The organism is Sporosarcina limicola (assembly GCF_014873855.1).
Lineage (GTDB): Bacteria > Bacillota > Bacilli > Bacillales_A > Planococcaceae > Sporosarcina > Sporosarcina limicola.
Genome location: NZ_JADBEL010000039.1, coordinates 1 through 24204 on the forward strand (window position 1 = coordinate 1; position 24204 = coordinate 24204).

At 34.5% G+C, this 24204-nt stretch carries 21 protein-coding genes and 1 pseudogene; 5 read left to right on the forward strand and 17 right to left on the reverse strand.

From position 1 onward, the window contains the following. Nucleotides 1-219: 219 nt before the first annotated feature. Together H4683_RS19250 and H4683_RS19255 are read right to left on the reverse strand one after the other, a co-directional pair. Complete coding sequence (locus H4683_RS19250; RefSeq protein ID WP_192600457.1) at nt 220-513, reverse strand: hypothetical protein; 294 nt, start codon at nt 511-513, stop codon at nt 220-222. Between the two features lie 360 nt (nt 514-873). Then, nucleotides 874-1854 (reverse strand): helix-turn-helix domain-containing protein, encoded by a 981-nt coding sequence (locus H4683_RS19255; protein WP_192600458.1) that lies wholly within the window; start codon nt 1852-1854, stop codon nt 874-876. Between the two features lie 497 nt (nt 1855-2351). Here H4683_RS19255 and H4683_RS19260 point away from each other — a divergent pair, with 497 nt between their 5' ends. The 3 genes from H4683_RS19260 to H4683_RS19270 all read left to right on the forward strand — a co-directional run bounded on the left by H4683_RS19260 (nt 2352) and on the right by H4683_RS19270 (nt 5111). Next, nucleotides 2352-2498 carry a hypothetical protein gene (locus tag H4683_RS19260; protein ID WP_192600459.1) on the forward strand — a complete coding sequence of 49 codons (147 nt, stop codon included), beginning with the start codon at nt 2352-2354 and terminating at the stop codon, nt 2496-2498. A 440-nt stretch (nt 2499-2938) separates the two neighbouring features. Continuing rightward, complete coding sequence (locus H4683_RS19265; protein ID WP_192600460.1) at nt 2939-3691, forward strand: site-specific integrase; 753 nt, start codon at nt 2939-2941, stop codon at nt 3689-3691. A gap of 271 nt (nt 3692-3962) precedes the next feature. Continuing rightward, the gene (locus H4683_RS19270; protein ID WP_192600461.1) at nt 3963-5111 is read left to right on the forward strand and encodes a tyrosine-type recombinase/integrase; all 1149 of its coding nucleotides are present in this window, start codon (nt 3963-3965) and stop codon (nt 5109-5111) included. 206 nt (nt 5112-5317) lie between these two features. On the opposite strand, the gene H4683_RS19275 is transcribed toward H4683_RS19270, so the two are convergent. Next, nucleotides 5318-6313 carry a DGQHR domain-containing protein gene (locus H4683_RS19275; protein WP_192600462.1) on the reverse strand — a complete coding sequence of 332 codons (996 nt, stop codon included), beginning with the start codon at nt 6311-6313 and terminating at the stop codon, nt 5318-5320. A 131-nt stretch (nt 6314-6444) separates the two neighbouring features. Here H4683_RS19275 and H4683_RS19280 point away from each other — a divergent pair, with 131 nt between their 5' ends. Beyond that, nucleotides 6445-6795, forward strand: coding sequence for a helix-turn-helix domain-containing protein (locus H4683_RS19280; protein WP_192600463.1), 351 nt, complete (start codon nt 6445-6447; stop codon nt 6793-6795). A gap of 509 nt (nt 6796-7304) precedes the next feature. Here H4683_RS19280 and H4683_RS19285 read toward each other — a convergent pair. The 3 genes from H4683_RS19285 to H4683_RS19295 all read right to left on the reverse strand — a co-directional run bounded on the left by H4683_RS19285 (nt 7305) and on the right by H4683_RS19295 (nt 9003). Continuing rightward, complete coding sequence (locus H4683_RS19285) at nt 7305-7634, reverse strand: DUF6678 family protein (RefSeq protein ID WP_192600464.1); 330 nt, start codon at nt 7632-7634, stop codon at nt 7305-7307. Between the two features lie 154 nt (nt 7635-7788). Beyond that, nucleotides 7789-8076, reverse strand: coding sequence for a DUF1871 family protein (locus tag H4683_RS19290; RefSeq protein ID WP_192600465.1), 288 nt, complete (start codon nt 8074-8076; stop codon nt 7789-7791). A 132-nt stretch (nt 8077-8208) separates the two neighbouring features. After that, nucleotides 8209-9003: a serine hydrolase gene (locus H4683_RS19295; protein ID WP_192600466.1), complete on the reverse strand. Its 795-nt coding sequence runs from the start codon at nt 9001-9003 to the stop codon at nt 8209-8211. A gap of 159 nt (nt 9004-9162) precedes the next feature. Between H4683_RS19295 and xerA the strand changes: the two genes are divergently transcribed. Next, nucleotides 9163-10002, forward strand: coding sequence for a site-specific tyrosine recombinase/integron integrase (gene xerA / locus H4683_RS19300; protein WP_192600467.1), 840 nt, complete (start codon nt 9163-9165; stop codon nt 10000-10002). Between the two features lie 69 nt (nt 10003-10071). On the opposite strand, the gene H4683_RS19305 is transcribed toward xerA, so the two are convergent. The 11 genes and pseudogenes from H4683_RS19305 to H4683_RS19350 form a co-directional block, all read right to left on the reverse strand. Further along, entirely contained in the window at nt 10072-10743 is a 672-nt protein-coding gene (locus tag H4683_RS19305) for a hypothetical protein (RefSeq protein ID WP_192600468.1), read from the reverse strand. Nucleotides 10744-11182: 439 nt separating this feature from the next. Continuing rightward, nucleotides 11183-12457 (reverse strand): annotated as a pseudogene (locus H4683_RS19310) (IS110 family RNA-guided transposase); the annotation flags it as partial. Between the two features lie 201 nt (nt 12458-12658). After that, on the reverse strand, nt 12659-13063 hold the full coding sequence (locus tag H4683_RS19315) for a hypothetical protein (RefSeq protein ID WP_192600469.1): 405 nt from the start codon (nt 13061-13063) through the stop codon (nt 12659-12661). Between the two features lie 148 nt (nt 13064-13211). Continuing rightward, nucleotides 13212-13343 (reverse strand): hypothetical protein, encoded by a 132-nt coding sequence (locus H4683_RS22040; protein WP_275403100.1) that lies wholly within the window; start codon nt 13341-13343, stop codon nt 13212-13214. A 907-nt stretch (nt 13344-14250) separates the two neighbouring features. After that, nucleotides 14251-14673, reverse strand: coding sequence for a hypothetical protein (locus H4683_RS19320; RefSeq protein WP_192600470.1), 423 nt, complete (start codon nt 14671-14673; stop codon nt 14251-14253). Beyond that, on the reverse strand, nt 14660-14866 hold the full coding sequence (locus H4683_RS19325; RefSeq protein WP_192600471.1) for a hypothetical protein: 207 nt from the start codon (nt 14864-14866) through the stop codon (nt 14660-14662). The genes H4683_RS19320 and H4683_RS19325 overlap by 14 nt, the downstream gene beginning before the upstream one ends. Nucleotides 14867-15053: 187 nt before the next feature. Then, nucleotides 15054-16982, reverse strand: coding sequence for a UvrD-helicase domain-containing protein (locus H4683_RS19330; protein WP_192600472.1), 1929 nt, complete (start codon nt 16980-16982; stop codon nt 15054-15056). Further along, complete coding sequence (locus H4683_RS19335; protein ID WP_192600473.1) at nt 16964-19210, reverse strand: ATP-dependent nuclease; 2247 nt, start codon at nt 19208-19210, stop codon at nt 16964-16966. Before H4683_RS19335 ends, H4683_RS19330 begins: the two co-directional genes overlap by 19 nt. A 703-nt stretch (nt 19211-19913) precedes the next feature. After that, the gene (locus tag H4683_RS19340; RefSeq protein WP_192600474.1) at nt 19914-21308 is read right to left on the reverse strand and encodes a KAP family P-loop NTPase fold protein; all 1395 of its coding nucleotides are present in this window, start codon (nt 21306-21308) and stop codon (nt 19914-19916) included. Between the two features lie 398 nt (nt 21309-21706). Beyond that, nucleotides 21707-22465, reverse strand: a complete 759-nt coding sequence (locus tag H4683_RS19345; RefSeq protein WP_192600475.1) for a hypothetical protein — start codon at nt 22463-22465, stop codon at nt 21707-21709. Beyond that, the gene (locus tag H4683_RS19350; protein ID WP_192600476.1) at nt 22458-24191 is read right to left on the reverse strand and encodes a site-specific integrase; all 1734 of its coding nucleotides are present in this window, start codon (nt 24189-24191) and stop codon (nt 22458-22460) included. Before H4683_RS19350 ends, H4683_RS19345 begins: the two co-directional genes overlap by 8 nt. Nucleotides 24192-24204 lie beyond the last annotated feature (13 nt).

The window sequence follows — 24204 nt, forward strand, 5'->3', positions numbered from 1 at the left end:
CGCGATACCTGCACTACCAGTCAGCTATACATTTCCGCCACTACGGCATGTTAGGGACTTTCACCCGTTAGAGAAAAGCGCTGCCAAGCGCACAAGAGTCATCGGTGCGTTAACACCGATGACTCAATATAGTAGCAGGTTCCCTTTTAAGGGGGTCAGCGTCCTATGATGAAATAATCCACCTGAGCGGCTAAACTCAAGGGTGGATTATTTCTTTTGTCACATCATACACGACAATGCAATCATTCCAACGATTAGCGATGAAAAGCTAATCATGATTACAAGCGATTCGAAGATAAATACTGGGATAAAAAATCCGATACCAGCTATCAAGAAATCATGTGAGAAAGCATAGATAATATAACCAACAGAGACCATAACGGATCCCACCCCCATCAATACAGCAACTGCCAATCTTTCTGTAAATAATGCAGTAGTGATTGAACAAACTACTATTCCAGCACCAGCAATACTTACTAAAAAACCGTAATCTTTCTCGGATAAATTTAACACCCAAATTGAAATGCCGCTTCAAGTGAATCTAGAGAAGTTGCCATTACCACTATATCTCCTCTTCAAAAAACTGATGCGCATCGTCCTAATAACAGTGCGTGATTGAAGCTCTTTGATTGTTAACTCACTCATTACTACATCTTCTTATGCCGCTATTTCGAACCACTACGTTAATCTAAAAGTGATTAACTATATTATTCTACATATCAAATTCCGCATCCAATAAAATAACATAACTATAATAAGTTGAATTCAAGTTTTACACTATTGTTGATTCTACACATGCTTGTTTAACACGTTCATTTCAACTATTCAAGTACAATGAGCCGATGACTTTTCATTCAATTACTATAGCTATTATTACGTACCCATTTCTCTTTCCAACTTTTCTCGTAGTGCCTCTTCCATATAATCACTCATAGATAGGTCTTTTTCTTTGGAAATGTCCTGCAAGGCGTCCAGCATGTTAGTTGGCAAGTCAAATGTTGTACGACGATAGCCGCTGACCAGTATCCATCCGCCATCTTCCATTACAACGTCGCCCAATATGAGAAATGTCTGGAGCATGCTTGCTGTAAGTGTTTCAGGAACCGGTATAGACAAACGAACAGTTCCGCTTTTTATGGATAAGGCAATCTCTTTCTCACGCTCGCGTAGACGAATGTTTTCAACTCCCCACACCTGGTAGACGAAATCGAGAAAATCAAATGATTCATGCAAATTTTTGGGCAATAAAAAGTCCGTATACCCTTTTACACGTATTGTCGCATGATGGATTGGATAGACCGGTTCGTATTGATAGACATGGATGCCGTCCATAAAGGAAACCCAAGTCTGCGATGGTAAATTGAATCCCCATTCCTGCTTGTCATTGCGTAACACCCGCATATCTTGCCCTTGTTTTGTGCGAAAAAGCTGAAAAATTGCGATATCGTACCCGGAATCATGGAATTCAGCCCGTGTTCCGCGTACAGGTGCCGTTCTTCTGATTTCTTGCCGAATCCAGTCAGCAGTTTCAATCGGAATGGAATAAATTGTACGTTCATCTCCCGCCGGCAATTCGTCCACGGTCAAATGGGTTTCACGGATTAGAGCATAGATCCGTTGCGTCGTCACGCCGAGTTGTTTGGCAAGTTCGGAAGGTCGTAACCCCGTCGGCTGATTCTTTTGTCGTTCTTCCGCAAGTGCGTCGACTTCATTCTTTTTATACCTTGCTTCACGAATCAGCCGATGTGGGTCGTCAATTTTGATAATTTTCTTCTGTTTCGCATAATGGTAAACGGTCGCCTTCGAAATGCCAATCAGATCCGCTACTTGTTGTCTTGTATACCAATCGTTCAATTCACTATCCCCTATCTTATTTCTAGTCAAATTAAAATGATAATACTACTAGTTGAATGCTTATGAGACGAAATCATTTAATTTATCGATTACACTCTTTTTTATAGAATGAAAGTAGACTGAATATCATGTATTTATTTTAAATTATTGTATTCACTGTTATATCTTTATTGTTTAATACAATCTATATTAAATAGTATAAGTCATATAAAAAACAATAGCAACTTGCGTACGAACTAGAATAGAATTTAATTGAATTCATATAAATCATCCAATAAACAAAGGGTCTATTTTTTTATGTTATACAGAATCTGTGATAGAATGAATGTACAAAAGATGTAGATACTATATAACTCATTAATGATTGTATATACATACAATCATTTCCGTTTTTATTTAAAATAATATAGAGGTGATTTATCATTAAATTTAAAATGAGTAAAAAAGAACAGTTTTATTCGAATGAGTTTCGATTGTAATTAAAAGATATATCTACTTTGCCAGCACTTCAAAATCGTTTGGATGAAGCGGAGAAAAAGGGACAAACCGCTTTCCATGATTTCACGGATGCGGATATGATTAAATGGTTTCTTTACGAACGTCGCCACTTGAATGCAGAAAATGACCGGAGTTTGTACCTCTAAATTTTTCGGGATAAAAACAGGCTCAACACCGAAACATGTACTTGACTTTTCAACAACTGAGAACCTTATCATTACATTCCAGTAAAATCGGTTATTTGCTATTACTTTCAACTGCAGAGAGTACGAAATATAGATATTTTGTATAGCTTTTCATGTCAAGAACAGACTTTGGTGTTGAGCCTAAAAACATAACCCTTTTATTATTTATACTTGTATATAATATTCCCCAAATATTTAGGGAGAAATTATACGAAATTGATTTTTGAGTAAGAAAAAGGAAGTTCAATAAAGTTTTGACCTATAGAATATAAATGATATTTATAATCCTTTAAACTTGGAATAGTTCGTAATTTTGGCGAAGTAAATCAATATTATTATGGAGATTTTGAGCAACTCTTGTGATGTTTATTAAAATAATATCGAAAAGGATGTTTAATTCTATGCATAGTATCATAGGACAAAAACAAGAGTTTCAGATAAGCGTTTTTAGAATGGAATTAAGTGATACGTCTACCCTGCATATTTTACAAAATCGGTTGGATGAATCCGAAAAATTGAAACGATCTGCTTTTCATGATTTCACAGACACGGAGATGATGAAATGGTTTTTGCATAGACGAAAATATTTAATGGAACGAAATGAACGTTCTGAACGAACGGTTAAGGAGTATGAACGAGAGCTATCGCTATTCGTTGAACAGTTCCTCACGCATAGTGCAGAGATTGATGTAGATGTTGACTACTTAATAGAAGGTTCTCTGTTTAAATCAATTCAATCACGTCATTTACGAAGGTATCAGGAGTGGCTGGCTACGGAAAGTCCGCATGTCATAAGTAAAGGTTCTTACTCGCCTGCGACGCTTGAAAGGAAAACAACCATAATCAAGGCGTTTTTTGCATTCTTGCATAAGGTTCGCTATATCCAGGAACCCATTCATGAAGGCTTACGGATTGCATCTGTTCGAAAAGATGATCGGCCAAATCGAGATTTAGGTCCAGTAGATGTCATTGCAATCCTCAACACGTTCAAGGACATCAACCATCCCATTATGTTCGGCATTGTTCACGTACTCATAACAACAGGCATGCGGAATGAAGAATTTTGCCGGTTGCAGGTGAAAGATTTAAAAATTGATGCCATTCAAGGCGGTTATTATCTTGATGTGCTTGGGAAAGGAAATTTGTACATCTGATTTTCTTGGGATAAAAACAAAAATCTTTAATTATATATACTTGTATATAATATTTCCCAAATATTTTGGGAGAAATTATTCAAAATCGATTTTAGAATGAGAAAAAGGAAGTTCAATAATGATTTAACCTATAGAATATAAATGATATTTATAATCCTTTAAACTTGGAATAGTTTGTAGTTTTGGCGAAGTAAATCAATATAATTATGGGGATTTCGAGCAACCCTTGTGATATTTATTAAAAATAATATTGAAAAGGAGATTTAATTCTATGCATAGTATCATAGGACAGAAACAAGAGATTCAGATAAACGCTTTTAGAATGGAATTAAGTGATACGTCTACCCTTCGTATTTTGCAAAATCGGTTGGATGAATCCGAAAAATTGAAACAACCCGCTTTTCATGATTTCACAGACACGGAGATGATGAAATGGTTTTTACATAGACGAAAATATTTAATGGAACGAAATGAGCGTTCCGAACGAACTGTTAAAGAGTATGAACGAGAGCTATCGCTATTCGTTGAACAGTTCCTCACGCATAGTGCAGAGATTAATGTAGACGTTGACTATTTAATAGAAAGTTCTCTGTTTAAATCGATTCAATCTCGTCATTTACGAAGGTATCAGGAGTGGCTGGCTACAGAAAGTCCGCATGTCATAAGTAAAGGTTCCTACTCACCTGCGACGCTTGAACGAAAAACTACTATAATCAAGGCGTTTTTTGCATTTTTGCATAAGGTTCGCTATATCCAGGAACCCATTCATGAAGGCCTACGAATTGCATCTGTTCGAAAAGATGATCGGCCAAATCGAGATTTAGGTCCAGTTGATGTCATTGCTATCCTTAACACGTTCAAGGACATCAACCATCCCATTATGTTCGGCATTGTTCACGTACTTACAACAACAGGCATGCGGAATGAAGAGTTTTGCCGGCTGCAGGTGAGAGATTTAAAAATTGACGGCATCCAAAATATGTATTATCTTGATGTGGTTGGAAAAGGGAATAAAAGACGACACATACCGCTAAAAGATAAGGTCGTCACGAGTATCCGTCAGTATCGGGCGGCGCGGGGATTGACTACATTTGAACATTCCCAACCGGATATGCCCCTTTTTACAACGAATACAGGGCGAGCCTTCTCGCCATCCTATTTATCTCAATATGTGAGCGCACAAATATCGGGTACTATTCAACTGAAGTTATCTGATCCGTCACTTAACATCACACCGCACATCTTCCGCCATGCCTTTGCGATTATCTCTAAACTAAATGGTGTCGATATTTATGACATAATGAGATCCTTAGGGCATGAAAAAATTGAAACGACGATGATTTACTTAGAGAAGATTTTCGAGAAAGAACGTCACGCAATCCATGCTTGGAAATCGGATCAATTTGGAGAATATATTTGATTCCTATAGAAAATACCCTTACGTATTCAGTCCAAAACCGTAGTTCTGGAGCTGATCCGTAAGGGTATTTTTTAACACGCCTGTTATTAAGTGAAGAAGGGTTCTTCCTAATAGATTTATATGCAAACCCTTATTTTTTCTGGTTAGTACATCCGATCCATTAGCTTTCAATACACCATTGTTCTGCTTTTGCAAGGAATTTCGATTTAGCCATTGATGCAATTTAATATATCACTTGCTAACATTTTTGAACCGGCTACACCTTTAAGATATTTTAAATCACCATTGCTTGTCCAATCAATATCTTTTAGTTTTATAAGTAGATTAGCTATTTTAACGGAGTCAGGCTGCTTAGACTTTAATAAATAATTATTGTTAATAATTGTATTACCTGCTATAGCTAAGGCATTTAGACATGTTACATGGGTCATTCTATATAATTTATTATCGTCCCATTCATCAGGGAACAAATCTTTTATCAAGTTGAAGTAAAAAAGTGCTAAGTTTAATTTTTTTTCTTTCGATAGCTTTTCTAACTCTGATTTCTTCGTCAATAACTTCACGATGTTATAAACGTTTTGCAATGTAATGTTTTTCTCTTTTGTTCTTTTCCCCATTAATGTACCTTTACTGAAAAACGGGCTCTCAGGTTTTAGAATCAAGTTTGTTGCTACCCAGCTGATTTCGTCATTGTCTCTATTAAGATAACGACTTAATGACGTACCAATGCCTTTGGCTTTTGTGTTAATTACATCAAATAATTTAATTTCCTCATCTTCATCAAGATAATGAAATGCCAAAAAAGGAACATTTAAAGTACTATCTGTTTCGGCAATATACTCTCTTATCCCACTTAATCGATGCTGTCCATCCATTAAAGTGGCTTTCTTTTTACAAATTAACCTCCCCAAACTAGGTCTTTGTTTGTCGTACGCATAAAACTCCCAGTTTCCGCAAGCATTTAATAAGATTGGGGTATATAGAGCATCTTCTCCTTGTGATAGATATTTCGCAAAATCTTTGCTTCGTCTTTGATCTATAGGCCGTTGATAGCCCTTTCCAGAAGGGTCGTTATAGAGTTTAGAATAAGAAAAATTTATCGCATTTTGAGATGACACGAATCCTTGATAAGTTACTCGTCCTCGCATTTTAGATTGAACAACATTTTCTATTGCAATATTCGAAGGTAAATTTGTATTCATAGTTATACTCCTTTAATTAAATTCAAAAATAACACAAAGTGAACTTATAAGTGAATTATAACACCATAGTTACACTTTACATATCTGTAATACTTGGTAATTCTCACCTAACCTTATGGTGAGGTGATTTTATGGACACATTAGTGAAGTTGATTGGTTTTAATATTAAGAAAATAAGAAAGTCTAAAAACATGACCCAAGATGAACTATCAGAAAAATGCGGTCTACAAACCTCCTATTTGGCTGGCGTAGAGAGAGGAGACAGGAATATTACATTGCAATCTTTAGAAAGGATAATACTAGGTCTAGAAATTCCCTGTACCGAGTTTTTTCGTTTTGAAAGCTTGGATTTCGATCATAATTACCTTCAAAAAAAAGAATTAATCGTATTGCTAAATAATTTAATAGAAAATAAAAGCGAAGAAGAAGTACGCATGGTATTAGATATTATTACAAACATATTCAACACCTATAGCAAATAAAAATCCTTCCTCAATAACGAGAAAGGATTTTTTCTTACTTGAATCAATTTCATAATTACTAATCTCGTATGTAAAAACGAACAATTAGAAATATCTAGATTCTATCATTCGTAAATGATTGACTACTTTTGTTGATTGTAGCGTAATGCGGCGACTCCAGTGGGAACAGCGCGAGTTGAAGACCCCAGACCCCGCAGGAAGGCAATCTAAGGACGCTGAGTATTGCGGACAGATTGAGCCAGCTGTGCGGAGTTTTGAGCCACCGTTTGCGGACAATAGAGCCAGTGAATGCGGGTGAGGGAGCCACTTGTGTAGCTTTAAAAAGAGGTTTGATCATAAGCACCTCCCAAACCCTATTTTACAATAAGTAATAAGAACCCATTTTAATAACAAAAGATTGATCAAAATGGGTTCTTATCCAGCAGATTTAAGTTTGGTTTTTTAAAAAAAAGATTGATTATTTCGGAAAGCGAATATTCCACTAAAGCACTCGTTAGTTGAATAAAGTATTATAAATAATCGACATATTCATTACTCTTTATATAACCATAAACTTTTATTATATTATCATTTATTTCGCCTGGAACATTTATTTTCCTTAGTATCTTAATCACATCATTTTTTTGCATCTCATCTTCTGTTTTGATTTCAAGCCACTCGATAGTCTCATATCCGTCTTCACTAAAATGGTAATACCATTCATTGTCCCATTCACAAATATTATTATTTACCACGTCTTTTGTTCTCCATAAAAGGTTTAAGTGATAATTGTACATTACTAATCTTATTTCTTCCCATTTTGTATTGTTCATCACTGGTTGAAAATCTTTATATTCCATTTTCATCACTCTTTTCACAGAACTTCTAGTTAAATTTTAGCATTTACCTTATTCAACTAACCTGCCCCGTTAGTTCAATAAGAAAAAGAGCTGCACTAGCACCTCAATGGTCTTCAAGTAAAGCACTCCGTTAGTTTAATAATATTGCTTTTGATTAATATCGTTTTTTTAAGTTTGGAAATTTATTATTATAAATTTTGTCCCAAATTTTTAAGGCACTTGGATAACAATTATTAATTGAAGGTATTCTACTTCTACTCCTCGAAAACATTTCATCAAAGACCTCATGTATCACTTCAGCTAATTTTTCAACAGATGCAGTTGGTAATCGCGATACAATGCGACTTATTTCTGGATCATATTCATCCTCAGATGAGAAACTTAAAAAGTTCATCGGGTCCCAATCATTAATTACTTCTTTTACAATTTGGTAGTGGTTCATAATACCCCTCTTTCAAAATGTATTTTTAGTGATTTATGCTACACCCTTATTTAGCTAACCTGCGCCTTTAGTTGAATAAGAAAATGATGCCTCCTAATTGAAGTAAAGCACCTCGTTAGTTTAAGAAGCACTTTATGAATTAAATAGACTTTCATGTTCCAATTCGACTTCCTGATTGCAATACTCATCATAAAGTAATTTCATTGCATCAATAATTATTTCATCTGCTAATTTCTCTTTATATCGATTTGGTAACTCCTTTGCACCCAAAACAAATAATAATGGATTATTGGAAAACTCACCCATTATCCCAATATCAACTACTACATTATCTAATCCACCAGTCATATGATTTAAGAAATGGCTTGGTATACCATCTATATCGCCTCGTTGCCTAACTAAACCATTAATAAGCGGAATCCATAAATCAGGATTAGTTTTGTATCCTTGATGTATTAATAGTAAAAGTTCTAACATCTCACTCAATTCTCCGGTGTTATCCAAGTCTCTTGGATTTTGAGTAATATTTATCATTTTAAAATATGATTTTATTTTATTGTTAATCAATTCCCATCCACCACAAAATTGAACAATCCTCTCTGCGACAAAGCTATCGTGACAGGCTATCATCACTTCCACCGCATCTTGGAGTGCTAAGTTTTCTCTACCTTGAAAGTGTGGATACACTTCGGTGCTATCCTCTTCTGGATTTAAAATTACATCTTCAACAATGTCAGTCCATTTATAATGTCTTTCTTCAACCAATTTTGCGATACAAAAGGCAATTGCAACTTTTGCCGCAGAAGCAAGAGGTACTGATAGTCCTTTATTTAATGATAAAACTATATCCTGTTTTACTTGAGAATAAATAATAATTCCTAGCTCACCTGACTTTAATTCCTCTAATTTTTCAAGAACTTTCTCCATTTCGAACCCCACTTCACAGTATTTTCTATTTACTTATTCTTTCTGTAAACTTGTCCTTGTTCAACTAACCTGCCTTCTTTAGTAAAAAAACTCCTTATGTCTATAATTCTATTAAGTTGGCAATAATCCTTTTAACTTACTACTTTAGGGGGTATTGAATTGTTACTATCAAAAGCATGGTCTTCGTTTGAAGCTGATAAACGAATAGAGGGTTTTTCACCACAAACATTGAAGGCCTATCAGTTACAGTCTTTGCTACTAATTGATTATTTTAAGGACGTAGAAATGAAATTGCTGGATACAAATCAACTGAAGGAATATCTTGCTGTATCGGGCAAGCATTTAAAACCAGCCAGTCTTGCACATCGCATCCGCTTTATGAAATCGTTTTTTCGTTGGTCTCATGAAGAAGGCTATTTGAGTAAGAATCCAACTTCCAAGATTAAAGAGCCCAAGGTAGGTAAGCGGATACCCAAGTATTTAACCGAACGGGAGATTGAACACCTTCGTGAATCCTGTCATTCCACAATGGAAAAAGCAATTTTTGAATTCATGTTTTCTACCGGTTGTCGAATTGGAGAAATAGTTGCGTTAGAAAAGAACAATATTAATTGGTCCAATCAATCCGCGATTGTTAGAGGAAAAGGTGATAAGGAAAGAGAAGTTTATTTTAATACACGCTGCGACATATGGCTTAAACGCTATATTGAAAGCCGTAATGACAATAACCCTGCCATCTTTGTGACAGTAAGGCAGCCACATAGAATGAGTGTTGCCCAGATGCGATACATCATCAAGCGGATCTCAAATCGTGCTGAAATCAATAAGGTGATTCATCCACACCAACTTAGACACAGCTATGCAACTCATTTGCTGAATAATGGAGCTCCTATTGAGGTCATACAAAGTCTTATGGGGCATGAGAAAAGTGAAACCACCAGGATATACGCTCAATTAAGCGGAAGGCTAAGGAAAGAGTATTATCAGAAGTACTTTTAAATGGAAATGAGCAACGTCTTAATAGGACGTTGCTCTACTTGACTAAAGCACCTCGTTAGTTTAACAAGGTTAGTCATTAAAACTACCAGTTTTAATAAGGATTCCTTCCTTATCAAGCCTTTTGTGATTGTAAGGAACATAGCTTAATTTCTTGTATTTTTCACTCCAAATTATATTTATGAAATGGGATGATTCTTGAAGAAAACGGTCAGGAGACACGTTCTCATAACGGTAACATTCGTTAGGGTATGTTTCACCGAACCCAAATAATTCAAGAACATCTTCTTCGATTGCAATTCCACCGATTTTAAACTCATAAACGGAATATAACTCTTTAAGAAAATTTGTAAAGTCTGTAATTTCCTCATTTTTTATTCCGATTTGGTCCCACTCTAAGGCATCAGAGATAGAACCAAAAAACCAAAAATTAACCATTATTGCATTTGAAGAGACCATTTCTATTTGTAATGTCGCTTTTCGTTTCCTTGATAAATAGACGTATAATCTTAATCTTAAAGAATGTATGTAATTTGTTTGTGGGTCTTCTTCGTCATAAGGATAGCCTCTATCAAAAAAATCAATAATTTCATCAACGTTTTTGTCATAAATTTCAATTCTATTTCTGACCTTGGACAAGTTAAATATAATATCCTGTATAGTTTCTTTTTTCTTTTCTTTAAGTTCCAACAAGAAACTAACTTCAAGGAAAGGACCACCTTGTAACCATTGGGACCACTGCATCAATTATACCTCCTAAGTTTTAGGCTGAATTATATTACAAATTCGATTTCTTTCTTTCACTAACCTCCCTCTATAAACATTGATGTATCAACGGCTTGCACCACTTTATGATGTAGAGAAAATATTTTTTCACGCATTTCATAAACAGAGTCTTGAATTTATTGTTTTTATTACCAAATAGAGTGCACGCTTCGCTAAAACTAATGGAAATCATTTGCTTTTTATCCACTATGTGATGCACAATGGATCTCTGCGATACTTATGACGACGTACCCTCCCATGTCTCTTAGCGTCAATGCGCTTACATTCCTTCGTTCGGTCTATTCATAAGGCAGAGGCCTGCTAAGCTGCCCCAGGGACTCATAGTCTTAGTTTAGTTATTTTGCTGGCTTCTCCGTGTCATCCTTCTGGTTATAGGTCTCGCTGATAAGAAATGTTTCGCTGTCTCTGCGAGACAGTGGAGATCTTTCATCATATATTGTTCGTTAAAACGGACTTTCTTTTTGCAAATACCATGTAATATCTTCAGTAATTTACCACATAGCACTACCATCGACTGCTTCCCACGCAAGGGATTTTGTTGGCGAGTGGTGTAGTATTCATGAAGCTTTTTAAACGCTTCGTTATGACGAATGAGTGGTACCATTACTTTGAAAAGAATATATCTGAGTTTCTTTCGTCCTCGTTTCGAGATATGTTTTTGTCCCTTTTGTTGACCAGACGAGTTTTCACGTAATGTTAATCCCGCTAGTTTGATAAGTTGGCGTGGATTTTCATAAAGTGAAAAGCTCCCTACTTCTGAAAGTAAATCAACAATCGTCGCATCTCCTAAACCAGGCACGGAAGAGAGTAGCTCATATTCCATTGTTGTTTGTGCCATTTCGGCTAATTGGCTGTTCACAGATGCAATTTCGTTTTCTAATAAGCGATACTGACGTAGGAGCGTGGCGATTTCATGTCGGGCCATCCGGGTCCCTTCTGTCAGTCCGATCGAGTTAGTCGATGTTTCAATGAGAAGCTTTGCTTTCGGTAATTGTGGCGTCCTCATCCCCTCTACCTTACGGTAGAGAAAGACCAACTCCTCTGCTGTTTTCCCTTCAATATCCTGTGGCAATGGCGTCATTTCCAATGCTGCAAGCGCCATCTTTCCAAAAGCCGGAAAGACTTGAGTAAATTCTGGGAAATAGCGATCAAGCCAACGGATTATTCGATTTTTAATACTCGCTAAATCTTCCGTTAACTTTGAACGGAGAGTGGATCCGATACGCAGTTCAGCTTCTAAGTCTTTTAATAGACGAGGATAACTAAAACGTCCATCCTTCACTAAACGAGCTATTACAAGTGCATCTTTCTTATCGTGTTTAGTTGGTAAATTATCGTCCAGTTCTTTTGAACGTTTGACGTGCATTGGATTGACCATCACGAGTGGAATCCCGTAGTGATCTAAGAAGTAAGCCAAGTTCATCCAGTAGTGGCCTGTTGGCTCAATTCCGATGATAACGTCTGTTTTCTTAGCTTCCTTCATTGTTTGACGAATCTTTTCATACAAACTTTCAAAGCCTACTTTTGATTGATGTACCGCAAAAGCTTTTTCAATCACGCGCCCACGTTCATCGACAAAGCACGCGTAATGAACGTGCTTGGCAATGTCCATACCAACAACGAGTGTATTTTCAGTAACTTGATTAATTTTTTCATTCCATTTAAACTGCATATAGAAGTCCTCCTTGTTTGATGATGGGTCAATGGTCGTTGACACTCATGCATCATACAAGAGGGCTCTTTTTCTTTCAAGACCCCAAACATCCTTCAAACAGGAATGCTGCCCCTTTAGTTGAATAAGAAAAGGGTGATTAACCCCTAATTGAAGTAATGCACCCGTTAGTTTAAGTAATGAAATTTATTTCGATTACGTTTAATCAACGGGGTCGCCACCAAAAACTTTTGAGGTAAATTCCCAAGTTGCCCTATCTTCTGCTATTTGTCTAAATTTCTCTGGTTCAACCCAATCTTCTGATTTAAATTCATCAATTGGGCTAACTTCCAGATGATTTGTATCTTCATTTGCATTTATTTCTTTTACAATTTCAACATATTGCCTGTGATAATCTTCTTTTTGTTCTTGAGTTAAATCTAATGGAGTTACTGATACAACTTCTTCTTTATCCGTATCAGGTAAGGTCTCAACTTCTACTACTTGTCCATTAGTTACATCTTCCATTTTCTCTTTTTTTGCTTGTTCTTCTGTTTCCTCATTTGCACTACACCCAGCTAACACAATAGTTCCAAGTAAAATCCCCATGAAAATATACTTTTTCAACATTCCCACTCCTTTATAATACCATTTTACCATAAAAAACCAATTATACTTCAACTAAACTGCTGCGTTAGTTCAACAAGTAAGAAGAGCTGCCTGAGCAGCTACATGATCTTTCACTAAAGCACCCGTTAGTTCAAGTGAAAATCTATTATTTTTCTTTTAACTGTTTTAGTAATTCAATTATTTCTTTATTTTGCTCACTTGTTTTTTTTAGCTTCAGTTCAATCGAAAAGCATGTAATAACTATCGCAATCACACCAATTGTTGTAATAAATTCCATTGAAATACTCCTCTCATTCAAGTTTGTTCTTATTTATATTGCTGGCTCTCCCGTCCGCAAACGGTGGCTCTATCTTCCGCAATCACTGGCTCAAAACTCCGCACAAGTGGCTCAATTCATCCGCAATAATCAGACGCCGCGTCTTACGGTGATTACAGCCAATGAAATGTACCACCCCTGCCATGTTTTGTACCACAGGATGACATAGATTGTACCAGTGAATGACAAGTAGTTTACCATTGCGATATTTTAACGATTTTTTCTTTGTATAGCAGACGTGAATACAAGCTATGCAAGGGCTGGGGAGGCATCCAATTACATAGGCTCACAACTTTACGCCGAGTGACGGGCATGATAAACTTGGCGGGACAAGCCAACATGTGTTGCTGGTTTCATGGTTTGGGACTCATGCCCGTGGAGGCTCGGTGTCAAGTTGTTAACCAGCGCATATCGCTTTGTAATCATGTTTGTAAAAAAACGTCCACTCCCCAGTTAGTATGCAGCTCAGCGTTCTAGTACACGAGGTGACATTGCGTGGTAAATCTCTTGGCATTCAGTGGTAATAAAGATGTCACAAGTGGTACATTCTCGTGGCTGTAATCACTTACGGCGGCAACAAAGAGGGATGTAGTTCAATCCCTCTCCATTGCATGACCCACTTGGTGTCGGCACAAGCCATGTCCACGGAAAGTACCCGCATGAAGCGCAAGTCAACCTTGTTCGTGTTTTATGTTTAATAATCCTATTGTGAAATTGATTCACTTAGATTGCATTTGCACAATTTTATTAATGAAAGTTGAAACAATAATTGAATATTTAGAAGAAGTACTCGAAAAGATCTTTCTGAATTATGCTGGCCAAAAATTAAAGTCCGCTGAATCTAACTCAAATATTTCTAAAAAAAGTTTTAATAGATATATATACAGTCTTCGTATTCTCCACAGAAATCTGGAGATAATGCAACCGTAATTAAATCCCAGTTGGTATAATACTTTAATGCATGTAATGCTGTGCGAATCGCTTCTTCATCTTTTAATTCTGCTGTACGCCAGTACTTCGAATTATTAAAGTAGTCTAAATCTAAAAACTTCGCTTGGCTATCTCGAAATGACATGTTTCCCAAAAGGAATGCATCTACACCCATAAAAGGGGAAATAGTTTTATCCTGTCCCTCAATATACTCAAAACACTTAGACAAATAATATTCATTTACTCCCCCTGAATGATCTGAATAGCATTTCGAACTTTCATTTGCCGCTTCATAAATATCCTTCACTGTTATTTCTTTTGTACTTGCTTCTTTTTCATTGTCAGGATTACTTACATACACGATATTTTGAATCGTCCCCCTTAAAAAAACTAGGTATGATGAAGTTATCCATACGAAGCTCTAGTTCGAGATTCTCTTCATCCTGTTCATAATAAGCCATCTCAAACAATTCTTCGACTGTGTTGGCTGTAAGTGCTTTCTGATTATCTACCAGCTCAGGCACATCGTCTAAATGCGTAAAATTCCCTCCCACCTTTCGATAAATTCATAACCAATCTAAATAAAACTAGCCCAGTTACCAAAAAGGGAGCAAATTCTTTTTCCAGAATCGCCCCCGTTTGCTGAAGTTAAAAATTCAACATCTCTTACACAATACTTTTCTTTCTTTTTTCTAACTATTAAAGAAAATGGATATGAATTTTTCACAATATATAAATTCTTTATATCGGATGTACATTTGAAAGACCAAACCAACTTTTCGCCTTGTCTATAACCGGTGGTGTTGGATTGTGATAGTAAACTACTAAATCTTCTTTTGCCCTTGTGCAGCATACATAAAACAGCTTTTCCGTCCGTTCCAGAATATTTGGATATGATAAACCTTTCCCAGTTGGTAAGCTATTAAATATATTATCATCGAATAAGTATTCGAAATTATAATTTGGCCAATTTCCATTATCTAACAAAACTAATACATTGTTATATTCTTCACCCTTTATTTTATGTTGCGTTGAAAAAGGAGTATTGCCGTTCAAATACGCAAATAAATCTTGAAATTCTTTAAACTTAACTTCCTTCAATCGATCATATACATAACTCTTTTTTTCTATAAATGAATTGAAGTTATCATCCTTCCTGCATATTCTATTTTGGTGAGCAAATTCAATGACTTCTCCAATCTTTTTATTTGACATATCTTGCATTTCTTCAATAATTCTTTTAATCTCCAGCTTATCCTTGATAGATCTTATTTTAAATTCCGTTTTCCTTAAAAACTCATTATATTCCCCTTGTTTATACAAACTAATATTATCTTGAATCTTAAATAGATGATTTATTATTTCATCCCTTTTAGAACTTGGTTTAGAAGGATCATCACTGTCATCCTTTTTATCGTCTAATAACATAGCTTTATCCAAATATATTTTACTAAAGCTATTAAATGGAATATTTTTAGCATTCTCGTATAGTTCTAGATTTTCATTAATGAATTCTCTCATCCCTTTAGTAGGTAATATAGGCTTTTGTTGTACACCAATTTTACCCTTTAATAAAGTATCAAGGACTTCCCCAAATGAATATCCATCAAATTCAGTCTTGTCGTCCACATTCTTAATGTATTTAACAATTCTATCTTTATATTCTAAAATCTTATCACCATCGTAGATTTTCATTAACTCATTAAAACCAGCTTGTGGAGCAATTAGGTTGTGAGTCAAGTTTAATTCTTTTGTTTCCTTTGAATTAGTAAAATCCCACTTTAACTCTTTTTTTAATTGATTAAGTTTATCTTCATTTGTACTATAATAAAATCTGATTTTCCCCGTTTTGATACTTCCATTCTTCATGTTAGGAGCTGTCGAATCGGCTGATGGTTCTTGAACTATACCATCTGTCCTTAACTTATTAGCCAAATCAATAACTAATCTAGGGTTTCTTCTATTTTGTTTCTTTTTAACTTCTTTTATCTTTCCTTCAGAAATATAGCCCTTAAGATCGCCAATACCACTATCATAGATAGATTGCATAGCATCGCCAAAGAAGCCTATTATATTTTGGCCTTTCCCTTTTTTTAGATGGTTTAAAAAAATCTCAACAACAATTTCGTCAGTATCTTGATATTCGTCAATAAAAATAAATTTAAACCTATCTTTCACTATCTTACAAAGCTTTGGATAATTTTCAAACATTAGATTTGCCAACACTAAAATTTCATCATGTGAAATTATTCCCTCTTTAATTAGCATATATTCTTTATACTGAATAGTCTTACCGTTAAAATAATCGGAGTCGACATGTTCGGAAAGTATTAATCTTTTATGGGTTTTTTCATTAATTAATTCAATCAAAACCTTTTTTAATTCTATTTGAAATGATTTTATATTATCCCATAAAAACTTATGAATAGTACTTACAGTTAAATTCCCATGTTGAATACGTCCTTCGATTTCAGTAACTGCAGCATTGGTATAAGTAATACAAGCTATCCTATCAGTGGGATTTTCTAATAAGGCTTGATTTATTACTTTGACGAGAGAGTAAGTTTTACCGCTCCCTGCACCTCCACTTAACAGGAAATCAGATTCATTATCTATGTGGTTAAATATTTGTTGCACTTCGTATTCCAAGTCTAATCTTCTTTCAACCATTGCAATCCCTCCTTAATATATTTCGGGATTTCCCAATTAGAATACTCCTGGCGTAAAGTTCTTTCCTGTCTGGTCTTTATGCAACACATATTGATTTCATTCATTTTACTATTTAATAATATCTCCATTGCAAATGCAGGTTTTTTACCAACGCCATTTGCCATTTCATAAGAATCTATTTTATCTGTCGCGAAATCTTTCATCTTTTTTTGAGTCAGACTAGGAAAATATAAACTTCCGGTAAATTCTTCTTCCTCATTAAACGTGTGTTTCTTAATGAACTCCTTATTAATATGAAAAAAACTATCCTCGAAACTACGTGCATGGTAAAGCTGATCTTCTTTATTTTTTTCTTCGGACTGATACTGTAAGAGAACATGTCCCTCCTCATTTACCTTCCACTCGTTTTCATCACTGTTTTTGATTAATGTCCTTTCAATAAGGGTTAATTTTGCTAGGGATTCAAGTTCTATATCTTTCCCTAGAAAGTATTTCAAAGAATAATTACTTGAACCATCTCCGTCAGAAACCCGGCAGGCCAATTCCTTTGTTTTTTCTGTTCCGTCTGATTTGAGCTTTTTATTACCTTCCTTGTCCTTGTCAAAAACGGTTTCAAAAGAATCTATATCAGTAATGATGAGTGACTTTACTCCTATAAAGTCGATGAATTCCTCGAATACGTGTGAGTAAGCCCCAACTTCTATTATTGAAATATTTTGAGACAATAAAGGAAGTGAAGTATTTTCATCTTTTAAAAATTCATTTAGTTCGTCTTCAATATCGATTTTTTTCATCATTGCAGGAAGAAGTATTCTTTCTGTATCACCCTCTATAAATATAACTTTGTCAGCAAAAAAGAGGTCTGACCTATGCAAAGTTAGATACTGTTTTAAAAACTTATAATTGTTTTTATTTTCACAGTAGATTTTCTCTAAATCTTTAAGGCTTTTCGATTTTACTTCATTATCTTCTTTCCTGAAATACTTTATATCTTCAAAATCACTCTCTGCAACTATATGTGCGGAATGGGTAGATATAATTGTTTGAAGCTTTCGATTTTGACCACTTCTAACTGGTATACCTTCACCTAATAACGATTTTATGTTTTTAATGAATATCTTTTGCATCTGGGGGTGAGTATGGACTTCTGGTTCCTCGATGAACAAAAGGTTTATATCTGCGGGGTATGAATCCTTACTATTTTGAAACTCATTAAGAATAATTTTTATTTCAAATATCATACTAATCAAGTTCATATAACCTAGTCCGTTATAGCTTTCAGGTAATTCAATACCTGAATTGCTTGATCCATAAACAACTGTAGTATTATCCTCTAGTAACTCTTTATGTTGAAGAGTAGATGTAATTCTTATTGAAGATTGATCCTGAGTCGTCCCTCCGAACTTTCTCACATCTTCAATAATTTCATTAAACATCTCTCCATATATATCTTCAAGCTTTTTATCTGTTTCAGTTAAAGCGTTCTTGAATTTATCAATTACTGTTCTATTTACATCTTCATCTTCCATCTTTTTATAAATCTTGGCTGATTGTGTAGAAAGGCTTCTTTCCGTGTCCTTATTTGAAACATTCCTTCTGGCATTTATCCATTTGAAGTTGACTATATTTCCTATATTTATTTTTTCCTTTAATAAATCTGTATAAACGCTATCATTTTCTTTACCTGTTTCAGTATCATAAAGAATACTTTTTTTTGATGTTGTAAAATAGTTTCGGAAATTTTGTTTAATAAATGATAGAATATCTCCTGTTTGATTAGATTCCAATTCTCTTTGGCTATTCATAGCGTTATAATCATCTTTCAGATTAGCAAATTCACTCTCTAGAAGTTTATATTCAAATCCCAGTACAATTACTTTGTTTTCTGGATCCAAATCCATGATGACTTTGTCTCCTATATTTGACAAGTCATCATTGTCGTCATATTTAATAAATAACTTTAAAGATATCCCTATAAAAGGAAAGGGTTCACCAATTGAATTAGGATAAGAGTCTGATTCAAAATATGATTTCAATTCATCTCTAAATGAACTATTAAAATCATCAAAAGAAAAGGGACTACCATTAAGAAATTTATCTAATATAAGTAATAAAGAGGTTTTTCCACAATTGTTTTTTCCTAATATTAAGCTTAAATCTTCTTCCAATTGTATTGATGAATTTTTTAATAGTCGAAAATTTTCAACCTTTATTTCTGATATCCGCATTTACTACATCTCCCTACATAAATTAATTTAAAGGATTGTCATCTTAATAATTTAGGTGATTCTAATTTTTTGTAAATACTTTTGCTTGTGTTTTCTACAATCAAATGACTCTTTCGTTGGATAACTGAATAATCAGCCGCTTATTTTAGTGTAACATATTTCCAGTTTTTTAAGTATTGGAATGTGAATGTGTATCGTTTGAGTTTTTCTGATGCTTTCAAGTGATTTGATGAGATCTCAACCACTTCAACCTTGAGTTAGCTTACAAAATAACCGTACCAATCTCTTAGTAACGTTTAATAAGTGGAACATCATTTTTTGCGTATGGCGGTAGTCAATGTCCCTGTATGTGGGCAACTCGTCAAGAGAGGGCATCACGTCTTTTGCATCCGTATCCATTGCGGTGCCCGTGTTCAGGTACTCATCGATATCCGTACTTATCCTGCTGTAGCCCGTCAGCAGGAGTACAACGGTCATCAATTGCCTGTTCATAAACATCCTTAAATTCATCTAGTTCATTTAAATAATACTTTAAAAAGATATGATACACTTTAATAGATACAATTATATATATTTAAGAAAGAATTCAATCAACGTAACCGATTCAGGATTACGATTAACCCAATCATCCTTTTCTTCAATTGATTTCCCCAAATGGTGAAATTATTATTGTTAACACTAGCTAGAACCAAGCTTATTCTAATCATATCCCATCCTCAGTTTTGTTCTGTATTCGAATATGCCTTATATAGTCAGGGTATTGGTTTAAATACCGCGTTGCATCTTTTATCACATCGCTCAAGTCTTTAGTTGAGTAAGAATTTTTACTTGTAGTGATTTTGTATCGGGGAATTATTAAGCTTAGATGCCCTCTAAGTGCTTTAATAAATGGTTCAGATATTTCTTTTGCTGAATTTCTGTTAAATGTATACTCTTCACATTCAGTTGGGTACCAAATATAACTCATAATGATTAAGAATGCAGCATGTAAACGATAAATTTCATTTGCATCTCCAGACATGATATTTTCATAATACTTTGGCCATATCTCTCTTAGAATCATAGAAAACTTTAAAAATGTTCTTGGATTAGCAAGGTTTAAGTCTTCGTTAAAACTGCGGAAAATCTTAGAGTAAGAAGACTTTATCTTGTCTACATCTAACGGAATCAACTCCCACTCTTCCTCTAATTCTTGGATAGTTTTTAAAGGAAAGTCCAATGGAAATTTATTTTCATCTAAAAAGATAAAGGCATCTAAACATTCTACTAACTGCTTTTCAGCTTTTAAAGAAGTGTTTAAGTAAGGAATTAAAAAATGATCAGTCAATGTACGAATTTGATATTTTGTATTTATATAATAGTTCCTCTGGAATATTTTTTCTAAGTAATAGAATGGCCTATTGATGCCCTTTTTTTCTAATGCTTCATAGACCATCATTTCGTCCATAGCAACAATAAATATAATTCCTGGAAAATCTAAAGCTGATTTCATCATTTGAAAAACAGTTATTATCTCATTCGGAAAGAGTCTATCTAGTTCATCGATCATTACAACAATTTTCTTTTCTGTATAGCTATATGTCCGCTGCATTTCATCGTATAACTCTTTCTTTCTACGAGACAAAGGTTTATCAAATAGTAACTCGCCGACCCCCTTGATAGCTTCACCAGTACCACTAGACAACTCTCTAGCACTCCTGGAATCCAAACCATTGGATATAGCTCCAAAATAAGTAGCTATTTTTGTAGCTGAAGGAATAATTTTTTGTGCATATTCAGCAAATTTTTGTTTTGTATTAGTGTATCCACCATCTATTTCATAATAGATCTCCTCAAATAAGTTATTAATTAATGAATCACGATCCGTAACCATCCAAGGATTAAAGCGAATAACACTACAATTCTCTTTACTTAAAGATTGCTCAATAAAATTTAGCATCGTAGACTTCCCGGATCCCCAAGGCCCTCTAATTCCAATTGAATAGGGTAAATGAGAAGGAAAAGAATTAATAAACGTTGCAATTTCTTTTGCCTTAGCTTCGAAACCAAGTTTATCTAATTCTATGAATTCTACTGGCAAATAATTAATTTCTTCCATTTTTTTCTCCTCTAAAAAAGTTTTATTATACTATATGTTTAGTGTAAAATTGGTATCGTCGCTATTTTTCTGTTTATTGTAGAATTATTATCCGCATTGCGTTAAAATGAATTGCTACATTTCCGAAGTTAAGGCACTTTTATTTGCGTATCGTTCTGGGTTGATGTACTGACTCGAATGTATTATTTCACCGGTAAAATAACTGATACCAATTATTTCAGGGATATCGGGAGAGTCAAACGATCCTGTTACTGAAATTAATGTTTTTGCTTTTATTAAATCCTCATCTTCAGTTTTGATTATAAATAATTCTTGAACTTTAAACTTCAGTTACAGATTCTATTATTTTCTTTAAAACCGAAAAAAGTTTATTTTCCCCAGGATATTGGTATAAATTATCAAAACTTCCCATCAAAGTCATCTGCTAAAGTTCTCCTTTTTTTAACATCATTTAATAAGACAACATTATCTTCTTTGGTTATTAAGTAAGATGTTTGCTCCTTTTGCAAGTTTTCAAATCCTGTATAAAAGTCTTGAGGATTACTCCATGCTTCATCTAAAGCACGCTTAATTCGTTTATTTTTATTATTCATATTAAGTAGATTCTCCAATGGAGTTCCATCCGAAGGGCTATAATGAAATAATTTAAGAATACATTCTTTCAAAAGTGTTATTCGTTCTCTTAGTTCCTTTTTAGCCTCCTTTTCTTCTTTTAGTTTCACTTTCAGTTCTTCGTTTTTTTGCTTTAATTCTCTTTCTTTTTCTATACTTCTTCTTACTTCATTTTCGAGGGGTATCAAATGTTTTATTAACCTCTCAGGATCTTTTGAGTACTTATATACTACATCTGCTACATTCGGAATGTCCTTTTTATTATTATTTGAATCTACAAGAGTTACGCTTCTGACCTGATTAGCTGTATCAATGATTTCTCGACCAGGTTGGCCTTTTTTTCTCCAAAAGTCTTCCGAATATGTTCTGCTACATACATCAGGCCTCTCCTTATAAAGCTCTAAATGATATTTATACAACCGTAGGTACTTGATCTCTCCTTGAGGCCTAACATTCTCTCTATAATGGGCTATGATTGTCCATAATTCTTTTTCAATATATTTTGTTGATGGTCTTCCCCTACTTTTTTTCTCCTTGTTAATCAAAATCACCCCCTATTAGCATAGTTAAACGTGCGATTTCTACTAAATGTTCCTGGACAGATGCAGCTTTAGTTTCTAATGCAGTAAATACACCCGGGTCCACATCGGATACCATTGTTGCTTTAAAATTCTCATTAATGTTTTTCAGAAAGTTCCCCATCTCAATGATTTTCTGTTTCCGTTTTGTGATTTTTCCTTCAATTTCAGATTTTGAATCAACTAATTCGAGAGGGTGAATCCACCAATGCCTACATAACATACACTCTTCACTTTCACACCTTTGCAGTTCATCGGTACAATATCCTATTTCCATTGGAAGTCTCGTATTATTGGAGGGAAGCCTGAAGCTATTTCGTTCTATATCCTCGAATGAAATTTCGTGTCCTTCAAAGGCTCCACTTAACTTCCCATCTTGCCTGAAAAATCCATCAATTAGTTTTTTAACCTCAATATCAATAAAGTATTCCGTATGATTTGAATAGTGATATTGTGCTTCTATTGTTGAATGCCCTCCAAGTCTTGCTATTTCGATTGGGGATATTCCTTGCATTAATAAAGAACAAAATGCGAAATGCCTAGTATCATTAGGCCTTACTTCTCGAATAACCGTTATTTCAAACTTTCCATAAACAACCTCTTTATAAAAATGCATTAATAAGTTATGAAAATTATAACGAACATAATAATTTATATTCCCACTAGGTAGTGGCATATGTTTCCTTTCCCTAAGTGCTAAATATGCTCTATAGGAAATCAATGTCTCAGTTTCTCCATATTGATTTGTAAGCTCGATATACTCTTCTATCAGATCGAAAATATCTTTGGTGATTTCTAATGTGTCAATCACTTGAACTTTCCGTTTAGCTGCTGGTTGCTTTTTACGAGGTAGGGCAATATAGTAACTTCCGTATTTCGCTGTAATACACAACCTCTCAATAAGACAAAACTCGCTTATTCGCATGGGTATAATATTTGTTATCTTCCACCAGAGTAAAATGGGAGCAAATAAAAGATTGGAAGGATTGCGAATCCCAAATTTAAAATATTTATTGATACAATAATCAAATTTTAATACATCCTTACCCGATGGTAATTGTCTGGCAAATGCTTCATTAGGTATCCCTTTCCTTATAGACATTAGGGGTTTATGGTAAATTTCAAAAGACTTTAACTCGCTGAATGTTAAAAAGCTTAAAGTTACCTTTATCATTTCTATTACAGGTGATAACCCTGACCTTTCTTTTTTTAATTCATATAACAATTCTTCTCGGGTCTTATCTTGCTTGTCCATGTTTTCCAAACAATTTTGGACTGCTGGTGAGAAGTTTCGCAATGATTCAACAAACAAATTTGACTTATTCGGGTTAAAAAATTCGGTTTGTTCTATTACCTTTAATAGTACCGCCAATTTCCGATTTACTACTGCTGGATAATAACTTTCTAAAAGTTCAACAACCCAACATTTGATCAATATAACAGATGTTGAATTCCAGTAATCTCTAAATCTATGTGTATTTTTCATTTCCATAAAATTAAATATAATATTAGTTTTGTGCAGATGATTTTCAAAACACCAAATATCATCCTCAAATTCCCCATTAAAAATTGGATCTTCTTCCCGTATGATATTCAGTATTGCGTTCGCTTTAATTACACTTTCTTCAAGATTAAACTTTTCTTCCGACAACTCATCCAAATCTATAAGTTCACTCAAATTTTCTTTGAACATACCCTTACCTACT

Coding starts and splice junctions, on each gene's coding strand:
- H4683_RS19265 (WP_192600460.1), top strand. CDS start 2,939: ATGCATAGTATCATAGGACAAAAACAAGAGTTTCAGATAAGCGTTTTT.
- H4683_RS19270 (WP_192600461.1), top strand. CDS start 3,963: ATGCATAGTATCATAGGACAGAAACAAGAGATTCAGATAAACGCTTTT.
- H4683_RS19275 (WP_192600462.1), bottom strand. CDS start 6,313: ATGAATACAAATTTACCTTCGAATATTGCAATAGAAAATGTTGTTCAA.
- H4683_RS19280 (WP_192600463.1), top strand. CDS start 6,445: ATGGACACATTAGTGAAGTTGATTGGTTTTAATATTAAGAAAATAAGA.
- H4683_RS19285 (WP_192600464.1), bottom strand. CDS start 7,634: ATGGAATATAAAGATTTTCAACCAGTGATGAACAATACAAAATGGGAA.
- H4683_RS19290 (WP_192600465.1), bottom strand. CDS start 8,076: ATGAACCACTACCAAATTGTAAAAGAAGTAATTAATGATTGGGACCCG.
- H4683_RS19295 (WP_192600466.1), bottom strand. CDS start 9,003: ATGGAGAAAGTTCTTGAAAAATTAGAGGAATTAAAGTCAGGTGAGCTA.
- H4683_RS19305 (WP_192600468.1), bottom strand. CDS start 10,743: ATGCAGTGGTCCCAATGGTTACAAGGTGGTCCTTTCCTTGAAGTTAGT.
- H4683_RS22040 (WP_275403100.1), bottom strand. CDS start 13,343: ATGGAATTTATTACAACAATTGGTGTGATTGCGATAGTTATTACATGC.
- H4683_RS19330 (WP_192600472.1), bottom strand. CDS start 16,982: ATGGTTGAAAGAAGATTAGACTTGGAATACGAAGTGCAACAAATATTT.
- H4683_RS19335 (WP_192600473.1), bottom strand. CDS start 19,210: ATGCGGATATCAGAAATAAAGGTTGAAAATTTTCGACTATTAAAAAAT.
- H4683_RS19340 (WP_192600474.1), bottom strand. CDS start 21,308: ATGGAAGAAATTAATTATTTGCCAGTAGAATTCATAGAATTAGATAAA.
- H4683_RS19350 (WP_192600476.1), bottom strand. CDS start 24,191: ATGTTCAAAGAAAATTTGAGTGAACTTATAGATTTGGATGAGTTGTCG.